The organism is Streptomyces sp. NPDC005648 (assembly GCF_040605395.1).
In the GTDB taxonomy this organism is placed as follows: Bacteria; Actinomycetota; Actinomycetes; order Streptomycetales; family Streptomycetaceae; genus Streptomyces.
Map to the genome: position 1 here is coordinate 1 of NZ_JBEXCS010000035.1, position 18,220 is coordinate 18,220.

The 18,220-nt window shown below is 68.3% G+C and carries 18 protein-coding genes; all 18 read right to left on the bottom strand.

Annotation, left to right across the window (positions count from 1 at the left end):
* Positions 1–129: 129 nt before the first annotated feature.
* The 18 genes from ABZT17_RS21005 to ABZT17_RS21090 all read right to left on the bottom strand — a co-directional run bounded on the left by ABZT17_RS21005 (position 130) and on the right by ABZT17_RS21090 (position 18,073).
* Positions 130–504 (bottom strand): F0F1 ATP synthase subunit epsilon, encoded by a 375-nt coding sequence (locus ABZT17_RS21005; RefSeq protein WP_356350926.1) that lies wholly within the window; start codon positions 502–504, stop codon positions 130–132.
* Positions 505–638: 134 nt separating this feature from the next.
* Positions 639–2,075, bottom strand: coding sequence for a F0F1 ATP synthase subunit beta (atpD, locus tag ABZT17_RS21010; RefSeq protein ID WP_356350927.1), 1,437 nt, complete (start codon positions 2,073–2,075; stop codon positions 639–641).
* Entirely contained in the window at positions 2,075–2,992 is a 918-nt protein-coding gene (locus ABZT17_RS21015) for a F0F1 ATP synthase subunit gamma (RefSeq protein ID WP_356350929.1), read from the bottom strand. The genes atpD and ABZT17_RS21015 overlap by 1 nt, the downstream gene beginning before the upstream one ends.
* A 21-nt stretch (positions 2,993–3,013) precedes the next feature.
* Entirely contained in the window at positions 3,014–4,603 is a 1,590-nt protein-coding gene (gene atpA / locus ABZT17_RS21020; RefSeq protein ID WP_356350931.1) for a F0F1 ATP synthase subunit alpha, read from the bottom strand.
* A gap of 155 nt (positions 4,604–4,758) precedes the next feature.
* Positions 4,759–5,574 carry a F0F1 ATP synthase subunit delta gene (locus tag ABZT17_RS21025; RefSeq protein ID WP_356350933.1) on the bottom strand — a complete coding sequence of 272 codons (816 nt, stop codon included), beginning with the start codon at positions 5,572–5,574 and terminating at the stop codon, positions 4,759–4,761.
* Positions 5,571–6,122: a F0F1 ATP synthase subunit B gene (locus ABZT17_RS21030; protein WP_356350935.1), complete on the bottom strand. Its 552-nt coding sequence runs from the start codon at positions 6,120–6,122 to the stop codon at positions 5,571–5,573. The genes ABZT17_RS21025 and ABZT17_RS21030 overlap by 4 nt, the downstream gene beginning before the upstream one ends.
* A gap of 38 nt (positions 6,123–6,160) precedes the next feature.
* Positions 6,161–6,397, bottom strand: a complete 237-nt coding sequence (locus ABZT17_RS21035; protein ID WP_015657805.1) for a hypothetical protein — start codon at positions 6,395–6,397, stop codon at positions 6,161–6,163.
* A gap of 74 nt (positions 6,398–6,471) precedes the next feature.
* Positions 6,472–7,242, bottom strand: coding sequence for a F0F1 ATP synthase subunit A (gene atpB / locus ABZT17_RS21040; protein ID WP_356351023.1), 771 nt, complete (start codon positions 7,240–7,242; stop codon positions 6,472–6,474).
* Positions 7,243–7,515: 273 nt separating this feature from the next.
* Positions 7,516–7,953 (bottom strand): hypothetical protein, encoded by a 438-nt coding sequence (locus ABZT17_RS21045; protein ID WP_356350937.1) that lies wholly within the window; start codon positions 7,951–7,953, stop codon positions 7,516–7,518.
* Between the two features lie 304 nt (positions 7,954–8,257).
* A complete protein-coding gene (locus ABZT17_RS21050; protein ID WP_356350939.1) occupies positions 8,258–9,610 on the bottom strand; it encodes an MraY family glycosyltransferase in 1,353 nt (450 codons plus the stop codon).
* 149 nt (positions 9,611–9,759) lie between these two features.
* Positions 9,760–11,001, bottom strand: coding sequence for a serine hydroxymethyltransferase (gene glyA / locus ABZT17_RS21055; protein WP_356350940.1), 1,242 nt, complete (start codon positions 10,999–11,001; stop codon positions 9,760–9,762).
* A 108-nt stretch (positions 11,002–11,109) separates the two neighbouring features.
* On the bottom strand, positions 11,110–11,790 hold the full coding sequence (locus ABZT17_RS21060; RefSeq protein WP_356350942.1) for a protein-tyrosine-phosphatase: 681 nt from the start codon (positions 11,788–11,790) through the stop codon (positions 11,110–11,112).
* Positions 11,787–12,434: an L-threonylcarbamoyladenylate synthase gene (locus tag ABZT17_RS21065; protein ID WP_242766302.1), complete on the bottom strand. Its 648-nt coding sequence runs from the start codon at positions 12,432–12,434 to the stop codon at positions 11,787–11,789. The genes ABZT17_RS21060 and ABZT17_RS21065 overlap by 4 nt, the downstream gene beginning before the upstream one ends.
* Before the next feature lie 79 nt (positions 12,435–12,513).
* Positions 12,514–13,359: a peptide chain release factor N(5)-glutamine methyltransferase gene (gene prmC / locus ABZT17_RS21070; RefSeq protein WP_356350944.1), complete on the bottom strand. Its 846-nt coding sequence runs from the start codon at positions 13,357–13,359 to the stop codon at positions 12,514–12,516.
* Between the two features lie 51 nt (positions 13,360–13,410).
* The gene (gene prfA, locus ABZT17_RS21075) at positions 13,411–14,487 is read right to left on the bottom strand and encodes a peptide chain release factor 1 (protein WP_356350946.1); all 1,077 of its coding nucleotides are present in this window, start codon (positions 14,485–14,487) and stop codon (positions 13,411–13,413) included.
* A 105-nt stretch (positions 14,488–14,592) separates the two neighbouring features.
* Positions 14,593–14,817 carry a 50S ribosomal protein L31 gene (gene rpmE / locus ABZT17_RS21080; RefSeq protein ID WP_019326867.1) on the bottom strand — a complete coding sequence of 75 codons (225 nt, stop codon included), beginning with the start codon at positions 14,815–14,817 and terminating at the stop codon, positions 14,593–14,595.
* 137 nt (positions 14,818–14,954) lie between these two features.
* Positions 14,955–16,091, bottom strand: a complete 1,137-nt coding sequence (locus ABZT17_RS21085; RefSeq protein WP_356350948.1) for an LCP family protein — start codon at positions 16,089–16,091, stop codon at positions 14,955–14,957.
* 206 nt (positions 16,092–16,297) lie between these two features.
* Positions 16,298–18,073: a trypsin-like serine protease gene (locus ABZT17_RS21090; protein ID WP_356351024.1), complete on the bottom strand. Its 1,776-nt coding sequence runs from the start codon at positions 18,071–18,073 to the stop codon at positions 16,298–16,300.
* Positions 18,074–18,220 lie beyond the last annotated feature (147 nt).

Here is an 18,220-nt window from a genome sequence, read left to right on the forward strand (position 1 = left end):
GTGTCTGGAAACCCCCGTCCTCGGGGCGGGCCGCGGAGGCCGCCCGGAACTGGGCGACGACCGTACGGGTGCTCCGGATCGCTCCGGTGCCGACCGCGGCTGAGTGACGTCATACAGTCTCGCGGGTGTTCAGCTCGTCGCCGCCGCACGCAGTCGTACGTCCGCGCGGCGCTCGGCGGCGGCATCGCCCTCCGCCTTCGCCCGCTCCAGCTCGCGCTCCGCGCTCTGGACGTCGATCTCGTCCGACAGCTCGGCGATCTCGGCCAGCAGCGACAGCTTGTTGTCGGCGAACGAGATGAAACCGCCGTGCACCGCGGCGACGACCGTTCCACCCTCACTCGTACGGATGGTCACCGGGCCCGACTCCAGCACACCGAGCAGCGGCTGGTGACCGGGCATGACGCCGATGTCGCCGGACGTGGTGCGCGCGACGACCAGGGTGGCCTCGCCGGACCAGACCTCTCGGTCGGCCGCGACCAGCGCGACGTGCAGCTCAGCAGCCAAGGTGGCTCCTCGGGTCACCACCCGGCGGTTCGGCCGGGTGTTGGGTTACAAGTCTAGTAGGCGTGAAAGAGGGGGCGGGACGTACCCCGCCCCCTCACACATGAGCCGTAGGGCTCAATTCGAACTCAGGGAGTTCAGGAGACGCCCAGCTCCTTGGCGTTGGCCTTCAGGTCCTCGATGCCACCGCACAGGAAGAACGCCTGCTCCGGGAAGTGGTCGTACTCCCCGTCGATGATCGCGTTGAACGCGGTGATCGACTCGTCCAGCGGGACGTCCGACCCGTCGACGCCGGTGAACTGCTTGGCGACGTGGGTGTTCTGGGACAGGAAGCGCTCCACGCGACGGGCACGGTGGACGACGAGCTTGTCCTCCTCGCCGAGCTCGTCGATACCGAGGATCGCGATGATGTCCTGGAGGTCCTTGTACTTCTGGAGGACCGTCTTGACGCGCATCGCGGTCTCGTAGTGGTCCGCCGCGATGTAGCGCGGGTCCAGGATGCGGGACGTGGAGTCCAGCGGGTCCACGGCCGGGTAGATGCCCTTCTCGGAGATCGGACGGGAGAGCACCGTCGTCGCGTCGAGGTGGGCGAAGGTGGTGGCCGGGGCCGGGTCGGTCAGGTCGTCCGCGGGGACGTAGATCGCCTGCATCGAGGTGATCGAGTGACCACGGGTCGAGGTGATGCGCTCCTGGAGGAGACCCATCTCGTCGGCCAGGTTCGGCTGGTAGCCCACCGCGGAGGGCATACGGCCGAGCAGGGTCGAGACCTCGGAACCGGCCTGCGTGAAGCGGAAGATGTTGTCGATGAAGAACAGCACGTCCTGCTTCTGCACATCGCGGAAGTACTCCGCCATGGTCAGACCCGCCAGGGCCACGCGCAGACGGGTGCCCGGGGGCTCGTCCATCTGGCCGAAGACCAGCGCGGTCTTGTCGATGACGCCCGAGTCGGCCATCTCCTCGATGAGGTCGTTGCCCTCACGGGTGCGCTCGCCGACACCGGCGAACACGGAGACACCGTCGTGGTTGTTGGCGACGCGGTAGATCATCTCCTGGATGAGCACCGTCTTGCCGACGCCGGCACCACCGAACAGACCGATCTTGCCGCCCTTGACGTACGGGGTCAGCAGGTCGATGACCTTAACACCGGTCTCGAACATCTCGGTCTTCGACTCGAGCTCGTCGAAGTTCGGGGCCTTGCGGTGGATGGACCAGCGCTCGCCCTCGTACTTCTCGTCGACGTTCAGCACCTCACCGAGGGTGTTGAACACCTTGCCCTTGGTGAAGTCGCCGACCGGGACGGTGATGCCCGTGCCGGTGTCGGTGACGGCGGCCTGGCGGACCAGACCGTCGGTGGGCTGCATGGAGATGGTGCGGACCAGGCCGTCACCCAGGTGCTGGGCGACCTCCAGGGTCAGCGTCTTCTTCTCGCCCTCCTTCGCCGGGTCAAGGACCTCGACGTGCAGAGCGTTGTAGATGTCGGGCATCGCGTCGACGGGGAACTCCACGTCGACGACCGGGCCGATGACCCGGGCGACGCGGCCCGTGGCAACGGCCGTCTCAACTGTCGTCGTCATTACCTGTCACTCCCCGCGGTCGCGTCGGCCAGGGCTGCGGAGCCACCGACGATCTCGCTGATTTCCTGGGTGATTTCGGCCTGGCGGGCCGCGTTGGCAAGTCGGGAGAGCGTGGTGATGAGCTCTCCCGCGTTGTCGGTGGCCGACTTCATCGCACGCCGCGTGGCGGCGTGCTTGGAGGCGGCCGACTGGAGCAGCGCGTTGTAGATGCGGCTCTCCACGTAGCGCGGCAGCAGGGCGTCGAGGACGTCCTCCGCCGAGGGCTCGAAGTCGTACAGCGGGAGGATCTCGCCTTTGGGCGTGGCCTCCTTGGCCACCTCTTCGAGGCTGAGCGGGAGCAGACGGTCGTCGAGCGCCGTCTGCGTCATCATCGACACGAACTCGGTGAAGACGATGTGGAGTTCATCCACGCCGCCCTCGGCCGTCTCCGTCTCGATGGCCTCGATCAGCGGACCCGCGACCTTCTTGGCGTCCGCGTACGTGGGCTCGTCGGTGAAGCCCGACCACGACTCCACGACCTTGCGCTCGCGGAAGTTGTAGTGGGCCAGACCGCGGCGGCCGACGATGTACGTGTCGACCTCCTTGCCCTCGGCCTCAAGGCGCGCCGTCAGCTGCTCGGCGACCTTGATGGCGTTGGAGTTGAAGGCGCCGGCCAGTCCACGGTCGCTCGTCAGGAGCAGCACAGCGGACCGGGTGACCGTCTCGGCCTGGGTGGTCAGCGGGTGCTTCGTGTTCGAACCGGTACCGACCGCCGTGACCGCGCGGGTGAGCTCGGTCGCGTACGGCATGGAGGCCGCCACCTTGCGCTGCGCCTTGACGACGCGCGAGGCGGCGATCATCTCCATCGCCTTGGTGATCTTCTTGGTCGCGGTGACGGATCGGATGCGACGCTTGTAGACCCGGAGCTGGGCTCCCATGAGTCAGGTCCCTTCCTTACGTCACTTGGCCGCGGCCGGGGCGTCCTCGCCGAGAAGCTTGCCGTCCGAGGTCTCGAACTGCTTCTTGAACTCGACGATCGCGTCGGCAACAGCGGTGAGGGTGTCGTCCGACATCTTGCCGCCCTCCTTGATGGAGGTCATGAGGCCCTGCTCCTTGCGGTGCAGGTACTCGAGGAGCTCCTTCTCGAAGCGGCGGATGTCGGCGACCGGGACGTCGTCCATCTTGCCGGTGGTGCCGGCCCACACGGAGACGACCTGGTTCTCGGTCGGCATCGGCTGGTACTGAGCCTGCTTGAGCAGCTCGACCAGGCGCTGACCGCGCTCCAGCTGCGACTTCGACGCGGCGTCCAGGTCGGAACCGAAGGCGGCGAAGGCCTCCAGCTCGCGGTATTGGGCGAGGTCGAGGCGCAGTCGGCCGGAGACCTGCTTCATCGCCTTGTGCTGCGCGGAACCACCGACTCGGGAGACGGAGATACCGACGTTCAGCGCGGGGCGCTGACCGGCGTTGAACAGGTCCGACTCCAGGAAGCACTGGCCGTCGGTGATGGAGATGACGTTGGTCGGGATGAACGCCGAGACGTCGTTGGCCTTGGTCTCGACGATCGGCAGACCGGTCATCGAGCCGGCGCCCATCTCGTCGGAGAGCTTCGCGCAGCGCTCCAGCAGACGGGAGTGCAGGTAGAAGACGTCACCCGGGTAGGCCTCACGGCCCGGCGGGCGGCGCAGCAGCAGGGACACGGCGCGGTAGGCGTCGGCCTGCTTCGAGAGGTCGTCGAAGATGATGAGGACGTGCTTGCCGTCGTACATCCAGTGCTGACCGATGGCCGAACCGGTGTACGGCGCCAGGTACTTGAAGCCGGCCGGGTCGGAGGCCGGGGCGGCGACGATGGTCGTGTACTCCAGCGCACCGGCCTCTTCGAGGGCGCCACGCACCGAGGCGATGGTCGAGCCCTTCTGACCGATGGCGACGTAGACGCAGCGGACCTGCTTCTTCGGGTCGCCCGAGCGCCAGTTGTCACGCTGGTTGATGATCGTGTCGACGGCCAGGGCGGTCTTGCCGGTCTGACGGTCACCGATGATCAGCTGACGCTGGCCACGGCCGATCGGGGTCATCGCGTCGACGGCCTTGTAGCCGGTCTCCATCGGCTCGTGCACCGACTTACGGGCCATGACGCCCGGAGCCTGCAGCTCAAGGGCGCGACGACCACTGGTCTCGATCTCGCCGAGGCCGTCGATCGGGTTGCCGAGCGGGTCGACGACACGGCCGAGGTAGCCCTCGCCGACCGCGACGGAGAGGACCTCACCGGTGCGCCGCACCGGCTGACCCTCCTCGATGCCGCTGAACTCACCGAGGACGATGGCGCCGATCTCGCGCTCTTCCAGGTTCAGCGCGAGGCCGAGGGTGCCGTCCTCGAACTTCAGCAGTTCGTTGGCCATGGCCGAGGGCAGGCCCTCGACCTTCGCGATGCCGTCGCCGGCAAGGGTGACCGTACCGACCTCCTCGCGCGAGGCCGCGTCCGGCTTGTACGACTGGACGAAGTTCTCCAGCGCGTCCCGGATCTCCTCCGGCCGGATCGTGAGCTCCGCCATCTGGGTTCCCTGCTCTCCTTGTTGGGCCCGAAGTTTCAACTTGGGGGGATGGGGACTCCCCCTCAAAGAAGGTGAATCCTCTGCACGACCCAACCGGGCCGTAGGTACGTACTGCTGTACTGCTTGTCTTGCCGTCGTGCTTGTGAAGTTGCTGCTCAGCCCGCCAGGCGGCGGCCGGCGTCCTCGATGCGGTCCGCGATCGAGCCGTTGATGACCTCGTCGCCGACCTGCACCCTGATCCCGCCGAGGATCTCGGGGTCCACGTCGATGTTGAGGTGCATCGTGTGGCCGTAGAGCTTCGCGAGAGCGGCGCCCAGGCGCTGCTTCTGCGTGTCGCTCAGCGGCACCGCCGAGGTGACGACCGCGACCAGGCGGCTGCGGCGCTCGGCGGCGAGCTTGGACAGGGACTCCAGTCCCGACTCCAGGCTACGTCCCCGCGGCGCGGTCACAAGGCGCGTGACCAGACGCTCGGTCGTCGCGTTCGCACGGCCGCCCAGCAGCCGGCGCAGCAGCTCGGCCTTGGCCGAACCGGTGGCGGCGCGGTCGGTCAGCGCGGCGCGCAGCTCGGTGCTGGAGGAGACGATCCGCCCGAAGCGGAACAGCTCGTCCTCCACGTCGTCGAGCGCGCCGGCCTTCTGCGCGGCGGTGAGGTCGGCGGTGTTCGCCAGCTCCTCCAGGGCGTCCACCAGGTCGCGGGACTGCGACCAGCGGGAGCGCACCATGCCGGACACCAGGTCGACGGCGGCGCCGCCGACCTGCGAACCGAGCAGGCGCTGGGCCAGCTCGGCCTTGGCCTCACCGGCCTGCGCCGGGTCGGTCAGGACCCGACGCAGCGACACCTCGCGGTCGAGCAGCGCGGTGACGGCGGCCAGCTCGTCGGCGAGCGTGCCCGCGTCGACGGACGTGGAGTCCGTCAGCGCGTCCAGACGCTCGCGGGCGGCGGCCAGTGCCTCGCGGCTCGCTCCGTTCATCGGGTGGCCTCGGCCTTCTCCTCGAGGTCCTCGAGGAAGCGGTCGATGACACGGCTCTGGCGGGCGTGGTCCTCGAGGGACTCGCCGACGAGCTTGCCGGCCAGCTCGGTCGCGAGGTGACCGACGTCCTGCCGCAGCGCGGACGCGGCGGCCTTGCGGTCGGCCTCGATCTGCGCGTGACCGGCGGCGACGATCTCCTCGCGCTGCCGCTGGCCCTCGGCACGCATCTCGGCGATCAGCGCGGCACCCTGCTCCTGCGCCTCCTGGCGCAGACGCGCGGCTTCGTGCCGGGCCTCGGCGAGCTGGGCCTTGTACTGCTCGAGAACGCTCTGGGCCTCGACCTGAGCCGCCTCGGCCTTCTCGATGCCACCCTCGATCGCCTCGCGGCGCTCCTCCAGAACCTTGTTGATGTTCGGGAGCAGCTTCTTCCAGAAGAAGAAGAACACGATGGCGAAGGCGATGGCGCCGACGAGCAGCTCGGGACCCTCGGGAACCAGCGGGTTTCCGCCGTGCTCAGGGGCCGCCAGCTGTACCAGGTTGGCGATCACATCAGTGCCTTTCGTCGATGCGTGTCAGTAAGGAGTGGTTACTTACCGAACACGAACGGCATAACGATGCCGATGAGGGCGAGCGCCTCACAGAAGGCGAAGCCCAGAATCTGGTTGGCGCGGATCAGACCGGCGGCCTCGGGCTGGCGGGCCAGGGCCTGGGTGCCGTTGCCGAAGATGATGCCGACGCCGACGCCGGGGCCGATGGCGGCGAGGCCGTAGCCGATGGAGCCGAGCGAGCCGGAGACGGCGGCGAGGGTCTCAGTGGCAGCCATGCTGATTCTTCCTTCTCTTTACGGACCGGTGGGAGTTGGCCACCGGACGATCAGGGGGTTGGTGGGGGCGGGACTCAGTGGTGCTCGGCGAGAGCGCCCTGAATGTACGAGCAGGCCAGCAGCACGAAGACGTACGCCTGGACGGCCTGCACGAAGAGCTCGAAGAGGATCATGACCATGGTCATGACGAAGGAGACACCGGCCGCCGGGATCATCGCGCCGTTCAGCAGGTACCAGGAGGCGACGGTGAACATCACCAGCATCAGGTGACCGGCGAACATGTTGGCGAAGAGTCGCACCGCGTGCGTGAACGGGCGGACCAGCAGGTTCGAGAAGAACTCGATGACCATGACGAGCGGCAGCACCGCGCCGAGCGACTTGTCGTAACCCGTGACGTTCTTGAAGAAGCCGACGAAGCCGTGCTTCTTGAAGGTCAGTGCCACCCACGTGATGTAGACGACGGCGGCCAGGACGATCGGGTACGCGATGATCGACGACACCGGGAACTGTGCCAGCGGGATCACGGACCAGACGTTCATGATCCAGATGAAGAAGAAGAGCGAGACCATCAGCGGGACGTACTTCTCGCCCTCGCGCTTGCCGAGCGTCTCGTAGACGATGCCGCGGCGCACGAAGTCGTAGCCGGCCTCGCCGACCATCTGCAGCTTGCCCGGGACCACCTTGGCCTTGCCGAACGCCACCGTGAAGAACGTGATGACGAGCAGGGTGGTCAGCAGGACGAGCAGCATCACCTTGTTGAAATCGAACCCGCCGACCGTGAAGAGCGGCTGGAACAGGAACGAGTGCAGGCCCGGAGCCGGGAAGCCACACCCGTTGTCGGACATGATCCGACAACTCCAGTCAAAGGCGAGCTGGGTCTGGTCAGCACTCACCGCGGGCTCCTTCGGCGTGACGCATGGGTACGGCAACCTCGTTGTGTCGGCGCGGCATGCTGCCGCGGGTCGGCACCGGACTGGTGTGACGAATGTGGGGGCGGCTGAGGGGCTTCGAGCCTCGCGCTTGAGCAGGCGTCAGCTCGAATGCCCGCGCCCGCGATGCCGCAGTTGGCACCGGACGATAGCAGGAGATCTCGCAAGCCTTTATTCCGCCCCTACCCCTCACGACGAGGACCCTGTCTTCTCGGGCTTCTCGCTCTTCGCGGAGGCGGGGTCGACGTAGAAGATCTTGGCCTTCATGTACGCACGAGCCTGTGCGGCCATCCACACGACGGTCGCGACGACGAGCGAGATCGCGAACGCCTTCGCGTTGAAGAGAGAGGTGTCCTTGAAGAGGGCCACGAAGATGAGGAGCAACAGCAGTTGAGCGACATAGAGCATCAGCCCCATGGCCTGGAAGAGCTGCGGGAGCGTTTTTGCCGTCCACTGCAGCACGTACAGGCCGATCCCCATGAACAGGATCGCGAGCACCACCCCGACCGCCGCGCCGAGCGCACCTTTGCCGCCGGCGACCGCAGCGCTGACGGCGACAGTGAGCGCGCCGACAGCCGCTGTGGGCACAGCGGTCTGCAAGAGGTTCCGGACGTCATTGGACGGCATGGCGGCAACTCCGCTTTCACAGGGGGGCGGGGGGGTGTCGTCATGGACGAGCGTAGTCCCGGGGCGAGTGGGGAACTCGCGGCCAATGGACCGTCGCACTACGGTCCTTCGGCTCTGTCCGGGGTTCTCGTGAACCGTATCACAAACTATTTGATGCGGTCTTTACCAAGTGGGTGTGCTCGCCGTCACACATGAGAGTGACAGTGCCCGTCTGTGCAAAAACAGGGGCGACTTGTCTGGTATTGGGGATCTTTGCTCCCCCACGACTTGGCAATGCTCTAGTCAGATTCTTACCTTGCCGACGTCAGCGCGACGTTCCGGCCTTGCGCCTGTCCAGGAAGCGCGGACGGGCGCCCAGGGCCGTCGCTCCATTGACTCCCGCCACACCGGCCGCCACCGGAGTGCGCGCCTCCGCGTCCTCGTCGGCGGTGTGAGCGGCCTCAACTGCCGTCTCCCGCAAGGGAGCTGAGGCGGCGATGCGGGCGGCGCGACGGCGCCGGTAGCGGGGCGGCACGAAGGCCTCGGCCCAGCGCGGGGTGCGGGGCGTGAAGCGCGGCAGCAGCAGAAGGACCAGGCCGATCGCGCTGAGGATCACGATGCCGAGCACGATCCACATTGACGCGGAGTTGACCGAGTAGGCGAGCGCCCCGAAGGCGATCAGCGCCGACCAGAAGTACATGATCAGCACCGCCCGGCTGTGCGAGTGGCCGATCTCCAGGAGCCGGTGGTGCAGATGCCCCCGGTCCGCGGCGAACGGCGACTGGCCGCGCCAGGTGCGCCGTACGATCGCCAGGACCAGGTCGGCGGCCGGGATCGCGATGATCGTCAGCGGCAGCAGCAGCGGGATGTAGACCGGCACCGTCTGGTGCACGGCCGCCTTCTCGGACCCGGCGAACAGCTTCAGCGCGTCCGGGTCGACCTGTCCCGTGATGGAGATCGCGCCCGCGGCCAGCACCAGCCCGATCAGCATCGAGCCGGAGTCCCCCATGAAGATCCGCGCCGGGTGCATGTTGTGCGGCAGGAAGCCGATGCACATGCCCATCAGGATCGCCGAGAACAGCGTGGCCGGGGCGGCCGCCTCGATGCCGTACGAGTACCAGATGCGGTAGGCGTACAGGAAGAACGCGGCGGCCGCGATGCACACCATGCCGGAGGCGAGACCGTCGAGGCCGTCGACGAAGTTCACCGCGTTGATGGTGATGACCACGAGCGCCACCGTCAGCAGGGTGCCCTGCCACTGGGTCAGCGCCACGTTGCCGGCGCCGGGGACCGGCAGCCACAGGATCGTCAGACCCTGCATCACCATCACACCGGCGGCGATCATCTGACCGCCGAGCTTGATCAGCGCGTCGATCTCGAACTTGTCGTCGAGGACGCCGATGAGCCAGATGAGAGCCGCTCCGGAGAGCAGCGCCCGCGGTTCGTTCGACTTCTCGAAGACCTGGTTGAGGTTGGTCAGATGGTCCGCGACCAGCAGGCCCGCGCACAGACCGAAGAACATCGCGATACCGCCGAGACGCGGAGTGGGCTCCCGGTGCACGTCACGGGCCCTGATCTCCGGCATGGCTCCGGCCACGATCGCGAACTTCCGTACCGGCCCAGTCAGCAGATACGTCACCGCGGCCGTGATGCAGAGCGTCAGCAGGTATTCACGCACAGGCTTCCCCACAGGTCTCGCTGGCCATCTCAGCCCCACACCCTAGCGACGGACGCATAACAGTGGGGACTTCCGGGTAGCGACGATGGTTGCACGCGTGGCTGTGCGTGCGGTTGCACGCAGATGTACGCAGGTGCGCCTACCCCCGCTCAGCCGGGATACGGCTGAAATCTACCGGCCAGCTCACGGACTTGATCACGCGCCTTCTGGCTCTCGGTCTCTCCGCGCAGCACACCTGCGAACAAAGTGGCGATATATACCATCTCCTCCTCGCCCATTCCCTGGGTCGTCACGGCCGCGGTCCCGAGCCGCAGTCCGCGCGCGTCGCCGTGCGGCAGGGCGCAGCAGTCGAGCACCATCCCGGCCGCGGCGAGCCGTCCGCGCGCGGTGCGGCCGTCGACGCCGAGGGGCGCGGCGTCGGCGGTGATGAGATGCGTGTCGGTCCCGCCGGTCGTCACGACCAGTCCCTCGGCGGCGAGCCCGGCCGCGAGAACCCTCGCATTGGCGACCACCTGATGGGCGTACGCGGTGAACGCCGGTGTTGCCGCCTCGCCGAACGCGACGGCCTTCGCGGCGATGGTGTGCATCTGCGCCCCGCCCTGGGTGAAGGGGAAGACGGCCCGGTCGACCCGCTCGGCGAGCTCCGCGCCGCACAGGATCATCCCGCCCCGCGGCCCCCGCAGCACCTTGTGCGTGGTCGCGCAGACGACATCGGCGTACGGCACCGGACTGGGCGCCGCCTTCCCGGCGACGAGCCCGATGGGGTGGGCGGCGTCGGCGATGAGGTAGGCCCCGACCTCGTCCGCCACCTCCCGGAAGAGCGCGTAGTCGATGTGCCGGGGGTAGGCGATGGAGCCGCACACGATCGCCTTGGGCCGGTGGCCGAGGGCGAGCGTGCGCACCTGGTCGTAGTCGATGAGCCCGGTCTCGGCGTCGACGCCGTACCCGATGAAGTCGAACCAGCGGCCGGAGAAGTTGGCGGGCGAGCCATGGGTGAGGTGGCCGCCGTAGGGCAGTCCGAGGGCGAGGACGGTGTCACCCGGCCGCAGCAGCGCGGCGTACGCGGCGAGGACCGCCGACGACCCCGAATGGGACTGCACATTGGCGTGCTCGGCCCCGAACAGCGCCTTCGCCCGGTCGACGGCGACCCGCTCCGCCACGTCGACGATCTCGCACCCGCCGTGGTACCGGGCGCCCGGATACCCCTCGGCGTACTTGTTCGCGAGCGGCGACCCGAGCGCGGCCAGCACCGCCGGCGAGGAGAAGTTCTCGGCGGCGATCAGCTGCAGCGTCGTCGACTGCCGGTCGAGCTCCCCGAGCAGGATCTCGGCCAGCTCGGGGTCCTGCCGCCGCAGGACGTCGGCGGTCTCAGGGGCATGGGTGACCGGCATGGTGGACTCCGAGCGACGCTGTTTCGGGCGGTTCGCCCGATGACGTACGACCAATGTAGGCCGGGGACGTCTGGGGCGCCCGGTGTTGACGCCTACCGCTTTCGCCGCCTACGCCCGCGCCGGCACACCCGTCAGCGCCGTCACCACCGGATCCAGCGCCTGGTGTATCTCGTCCCCCACCGAACGGAAGAAGCCCAGAGGGGCGCCGTACGGGTCGTAGACCTCGTCCGCCTCCAGGGTGGGGGCCAGGAGCCACCCGCGTAGAGCCGCCGCCGCCCGGACCAGGGCGCGTGCGCGGACCACCACGCCGTCCTCCAGGGGCGGCAGGGTCGCCGGGTCTATCGCCCGGACCAGACGGGTGAACTCCTTCAGGGTGAAGGTGCGCAGGCCCGCCGAGTGGCCCATGGAGATGACCTGGGCGCGGTGGTCGCGGGTCGCCGTGAGGACGAGGTCGGCCATGATGACGTGCTCGTCGAGGAGCTCCCGGCCGAAGAAGCCGGAGGCGTCCGCGCCGAAGTCGGCCAGCACGGTCTCCGCGTTGGCCTCCATGGGGGCGCCCTCATGGCCCCAGGTGCCCGCGCTCTCCACGATCAGCCCGCCGCCCAGGATGCCGAGCCGCTGTTTCACGTAATGCCGGGTCAGCCGCTCGGTGATGGGCGAGCGGCACACATTGCCGGTGCTGACGTGGAGGATGCGGAAGCTGTCGCGCGGCAGCCCCACGAACGTCGTCGTGATCTCCGCCGCGCTTTCCCCGTTGCCTATGCCACGCCCCGCGTCAGGGGCTGTCAATTGGCCACCTCGAGGTCTGGGACGACCTTGCGCAGCTCGTCGGGCGAGAGGGCGCCCTCGCGCAGCAGCACGGGTACGGGGCCCGTGACGTCGACGATCGAGGACGGCACGTTGCCCGGGGTGGGGCCGCCGTCGAGATAGACGGAGACCGAGTCGCCGAGCATCTCCTGGGCGGCGTCGCAGTCCTCCGGCGCCGGGTGGCCCGTCAGGTTCGCCGAGGAGACGGCCATGGGGCCGACCTCCGTCAGCAGCTCGATGGCGACCGGGTGCAGCGGCATGCGCACGGCGACCGTGCCCCGGGTGTCGCCCAGGTCCCACTGGAGGGACGGCTGGTGCTTGGCGACGAGCGTGAGCGCGCCCGGCCAGAAGGCGTCGACCAGCTCCCAGGCCAGCTCGGAGAAGTCGGTGACGAGACCGTGGAGGGTGTTCGGGGATCCGATCAGCACGGGGGTGGGCATGTTGCGGCCCCGCCCCTTGGCGTCGAGCAGGTCCGCGACCGCCTCCGAGGAGAACGCGTCCGCGCCGATGCCGTACACCGTGTCGGTCGGGAGGACCACGAGCTCGCCACGGCGGACGGCGGACGCGGCTTCGCGCAGACCGGTCGTACGGTCCGTCGCGTCGTTGGTGTCGTATCGCCGTGCCATATCTAGCGGTCTCCTTTTTTCGTAGCTCGGTCGGCCTCCGGGGCGCCTGTCGCCGCTGCTTCCGTAGCGGGCGCGGCTGTCACGGCAGTGCCTTGCGGGCCGTGGCGAAACGGGGGCGGTTGTTGAGGTCCGGGTGGTCGGCCGCGTCGGCCCAGCCCCGCTCCTCCGTGAAGATCCACGGCACCTGGCCGCCCTGGGTGTCGGCGTGCTCGACGACGACGACGCCGCCGGGGCGCAGGAGCCGGTGCGCGGTCCGTTCCAGACCGCGGATGAGGTCGAGGCCGTCCTCCCCCGAGAACAGGGCGAGTTCGGGATCGTAGTCCCGCGCCTCGGGAGCGACGTACTCCCATTCCGTCAGCGGAATGTAGGGCGGGTTGGAGATGACCAGGTCGACATGGCCGTCGAGGTCGTGGAAGGCGTCGAGGGCGTTGCCCTGGCGCAGGTCGACCCGCGATCCCTCGACGTTCTTACGGGTCCACTGCAGCGCATCCTCGGACAGCTCCACGGCGTGCACGCGCGAGCGCGGGACCTCCTGCGCCAGGGCGAGCGCGATGGCGCCGGAGCCGGTGCACAGATCGACGATGCGGGGCTCCACGACGTCCATGGCGCGTACCGCGTCTATGGCCCAGCCGACCACGGACTCGGTCTCCGGGCGCGGCACGAACACGCCCGGCCCCACCTGGAGTTCGAGGTAGCGGAAGTAGGCCCGCCCGGTGATGTGCTGCAGCGGCTCGCGCTGCTCGCGACGGGCGATGACCTCCCAGTAGCGGGCGTCGAAGTCGGAGTCCTTCACGGAGTGCAGCGCGCCCCGCTTCACGCCGTGCACGAACGCGGCGAGCTCCTCCGCGTCGTTGCGCGGCGAGGGCACGCCGGCGTCGGCCAGCCGCTGGGTGGCCTGTGCCACCTCTGCGAGCAGCAGGTTCACGCAAGTCCTCCGTGTCTTACTGGGTCGTGCGCAGGTACCTCTTCCGCGGCCTTACGCGGCCGCCAGCTTCGCCGCCGAGTCCGCGTCGACGCAGGCCTGGATCACCGCGTCGAGGTCGCCGTCCAGGACCTGGTCCAGGTTGTACGACTTGAAGCCGACGCGGTGGTCCGAGATGCGATTCTCCGGGAAGTTGTACGTGCGGATCTTCTCGGAGCGGTCGACGGTGCGGACCTGGCTGCGGCGGGCGTCGGCGGCTTCCTTCTCCGCCTCCTCCTGTGCCGCGGCGAGCAGCCTGGAGCGCAGGATACGCAAGGCCTGCTCCTTGTTCTGCAGCTGGCTCTTCTCGTTCTGGCAGGAGGCGACGACTCCGGTGGGGAGGTGCGTGATGCGCACGGCGGAGTCGGTGGTGTTGACGGACTGTCCGCCGGGCCCGGAGGACCGGTAGACGTCGATCCGCAGGTCGTTGGGGTTGATCTCGACGTCGACCTCCTCGGCCTCGGGCGTGACCAGCACACCGGCCGCGGAGGTGTGGATACGGCCCTGCGACTCGGTGGCCGGCACGCGCTGCACCCGGTGCACGCCGCCCTCGTACTTCAGCCGAGCCCAGACGCCCTGTCCGGGCTCGGTGGCGCCCTGACCGCCCTTGGTCTTCACGGCGACCTGGACGTCCTTGTAGCCGCCCAGCTCGGACTCGGTGGAGTCGATGATCTCGGTCTTCCAGCCGACCCGCTCGGCGTACCGCAGGTACATGCGCAGCAGGTCGCCGGCGAAGAGGGCGGACTCGTCGCCGCCCGCGCCGGCCTTGATCTCCAGAATGACGTCCTTGTCGTCACTCGGGTCACGGGGCACGAGCAGCAGCCGCAGCTTCTCCGTGAGGTCCTCGCGCTGCTTCTCCAGGTCCTTGACCTCGGCCGCGAAGTCGGGGTCGTCGGCGGCGAGTTCCTTCGCCGTGCCGATGTCGTCACCGGTCTGCTTCCAGGAGCGGTACGTGGCGACGATCGGGGTGAGCTCGGCGTAGCGCTTGTTCAGCTTGCGCGCGTTGGCCTGGTCGGCGAAGACCGACGGATCTGCGAGCTTCTTCTCCAGGTCGGCGTGCTCAGTGACCAGTTCCTCGACGGCCTCGAACATCTTGGGCTCCTGTATGCGTACGGGGGTGAAGTGCGGGCGACCAAAAACGCCGGTCCCGGCGCGCCTGTTTCAGGGCGCGGCCGTGGACCGGCGGATTGGAGCTCGCTACTTCTTGGAGCCGGCTGCAGCCTTGCCGAAGCGGGCCTCGAAGCGGGCCACACGGCCACCGGTGTCGAGGATCTTCTGCTTGCCCGTGTAGAACGGGTGGCACTCGGAGCAGACCTCGGCGCGGATGGTGCCGCTCTCGATCGTGCTGCGGGTGGTGAACGACGCGCCACAGGTGCAGCTGACCTGCGTCTCGACGTACTCGGGGTGGATGTCGCGCTTCAAGGTGTCTCCTAGTATCGGGAGGGCGCCGGGTCGCAGCCGCGGGATGCGGAGGCGTGAACCGGAGCCGACGTACCAGTCTGCCAGGACTGGCGCCATCTCCCAAAACGGGGGGTGACCGTCGTTTGTTCCCCGCGCCCCTAACCGGCGTGGACGACGCCCTTGGCCTCGCCCGTGGCCGTGCCCTTGGTGGCCGAGGCCGGGACCGGCAGGTCGTTCTTCAGGGCCGTCCACACCTGCTGGGCCTTGGCCTGCTGCACGATCACCCGGTTGGGGTTGGCCGGGTCGTACTCGACCGGCATGGTGATCATGTGCATGTTCGAGGAGCTGATGCCCTTGAGGCCATTGGCGAAGGAGGCCAGAGCGCCCACCGAGCCGAGGCCGGAGTCGGTCGTGACAGAGCTGGTGGCGGTGTCGGCGAGCTGGTAGAGCTTCTCCGGGCTGGTGAAGATGCCGACGTGCTTGACCTGGGTGACCAGGGCCTTGATGAAGGCCTGCTGGAGCTGGATGCGGCCGAGGTCGGAGCCGTCACCGACGCCGTGGCGGGTGCGGACGAGCCCGAGTGCCTGCCGGCCGTTGAGCGTGTGGGTGCCGGCCTTGAGGTTCAGATGGCTCTGCTTGTCGCTGATGTTCTTGGTCGTGGTGACCGGGACCCCGCCGAGGTCGTTGATGAGCTTCTCGAAGCCGCTGAAGTCGACCTCGAGGTAGTGGTCCATGCGCAGTCCGGTGAGCGACTCGACGGTCTTCACCGCACAGGCCGCGCCTCCGGTGGTGTACGCGCTGTTGAACATCACACCGGACGCCGCGTCGTGCCTGGTGCCCTTGGTGTCGGTGCACTCGGGCCGGTCGATGAGGGTGTCCCGGGGGATCGAGACCACGTCGGCCTTCTTGTGGCCCTTGTACACATGGATGATCATCGCCGTGTCGGAGCGGGCGCTGCCGTCGTCCGGGCCGCCACCCAGCTTCCGGTTGCTGCCGGAGCGCGAGTCCGAGCCGAGGACCAGGATGTTCTCGGAGCCGTTGTCGACCTTCCGCGGCCGGTCCGTGCCGAGCGCGCCGTTGATGTCGACGCTCTTGATGTTGCCGTTGAGCTTGAAGTACAGATAACCGGCGCCGGTACCGCCCAGCACGACGATGCCCGCAGCGGTCCAGGCCATCAGCCTCAGCGCCTTGCTGTGCTCGCTGCGCTGCTTGCGGGGGCCCTTGGCGCGGTGGCGCGGGCCGTCGGTGCCGGGCTCCCCCGGTATGCCGGGCTCCGGCGTGCTCTCGGCGGACATGTGCTCCTCGAATCTCGTCCGGTCGGTTACCCCCTGCTTTCAGGGACGGGCCTGGATCGGCGCGGTTGGTACCGCTCCATCGTCGCTCCGTCGGGTCAGACGGGGAAACTCGAGAAAGGGTTGCACAACGCTCTGTGCCCACCTCGTGGAGAATTGGACACAGAGTGTGATCGCGTCACCGGGTCGGACCCGGCTCACCTGCGGCTTCAGCCGAAGATGTCGTACTGCTGGAAACCGGTACCGACCGAGACTCTTGTGGCAAAGATCTCGCTCGTGGCCTTACCGGTGCCCTTGTACAGGTACAGGGTTCCTCCGGACGTACGGGCCAGGAAGTCCGCCTTGCCGTCGCCGTTGACGTCACCGACCGCGTCGAAGGCGTTGTAGCCCTTCCACCCGGTGCGCACCTTGACGCGGGCCGAGAAGGCGCCCGTGCCCGCCGTGCCGGTGCCCTTGTACAGGTACAGGTCGCCGGTGCTGTGGTTGCGGGCGAGCAGGTCGGTCTTGCCGTCGCCGCTGAAGTCGCCCTTGCCGCGCACCATGTCGTACTGGTTCCAGCCGCTGCCGACCTTCACCCGCGCCGCGAAGGTGCCGTTGCCCTTGCCGGGGTAGATCCACAGGGTGCCGCCGGAGTCGACCGACAGCAGGTCGGGCAGATAGTCGCCGGTGACATCGCCCGGCGCGATGATGCGGGTCCGGGTCGACCAGTCGCTGTAGATCTTCGTCTTGGACCAGGAGTCGCTGGACGGCACGTAGTGCATCCAGTACACGTCACCGCCCGAGCTCTGACGCAGGATCAGGTCCTGGTAGCCGTCCCGGTTCAGGTCGGTCTGCAGGACGAGGTTGACACCGGAGTACGACCCCAGGGAGATCCGCGCCGCGAACGACGTGCCCTTGGAGTCCTTCTCGAACGCCTCCTTGGTGGAGGAGCTGCGCACGAACAGGTCGGCCTTGCCGTCCGTGTAGCTGAGGTTGGTGTCGTCGACGTTCGCGTAGGCGGCACCGACGTAGGTGCTGACCTTGGTGAAGACGCTGTAGTAGCCCTTGTCGACGCAGTCCTGGACACCCCATGACACGACACCGACGATCCGGTTGTTCACCACCAGCGGTCCGCCGGAGTCACCGTTGCAGGAGGCCTTGGTGCCGCTGTCGGTGCCGCTCTGCGTACCGGCGCAGATCATATGACCCGCGACGTAGTCGGAGCCCCAGGCGCTGGAGCAGGTGGCGTCGGTGTGGATCGTCAGCGAGGCCGACTTCAGGGTGTCGGAGATGTCGTCGCTGCCGGAGCTGGTACGCCCCCAGCCGTAGAGCGTGGCCGTGGTGCCGCCGGGGTACGAGCCGCCGGAGGTCGCCATCCGCAGCGGGGTCGCCTTGATCGGCGAGGCGAGGGTGACGACGGCGATGTCGTTGTTGACGGTCGCCAGGTTGAAGGAGGGGTGGTTCCACTGCCTCAGGGGCAGTGAGACGGTGCCCCCGTGCACATCGGTGTTGCCCGAGCTGTCCGTCGTCGGCAGCTGGCTGGTGCCCGTCAGAACAGCCCCGTGCGCACTCCAGCTGACGGTGTTGCCCTTCTCGTCCTTCATGCAGTGCGCGGCCGTGAGGATCTTCGTCGGTGATACGACCGTGCCCCCGCAGAAGAAGCCGATGTCGTCCGAGGTGTCGTCGCTGGTGCCGTTGTCGTCGTAGTACCAGAGCTGCGCCATCCAGGGCGCGGAGGTGATGGCGGTGTCGGTGCCGCCGATGACGTATGGCGTCTTGGCCGTGCTCGTGCTGTACGTCGACTTCGGCGCGCTCGTCCCGGCGGTGCCGTCGGTGGCGAGCGCCCCGGCGATCCGCTCCGTCAGCGCGGCGGTCGACACCGAGCGGGTGGCGGGCTTGGTGCTCGGCGTCGGCACGGAGGTCGCCGCACTGGCCGAGAAGGTCATCAGCGCGGCGCCGACGGCCGCGGCGACGCCGGCGGCGGCGACGGGCAGCGCGAAACGCATCCGGCGCCTGTGACGACCGCTGCCGGACAGGGATGTGGACAAGGAGGTTCCCCTCGGGACACAAGTGACAGGAGGGGCGTGACAGCACGCCCGTTCCTATCAGCGCCAAAAAGCCGCCCCCCGTCACACATGCGACGGGGGGCGGCT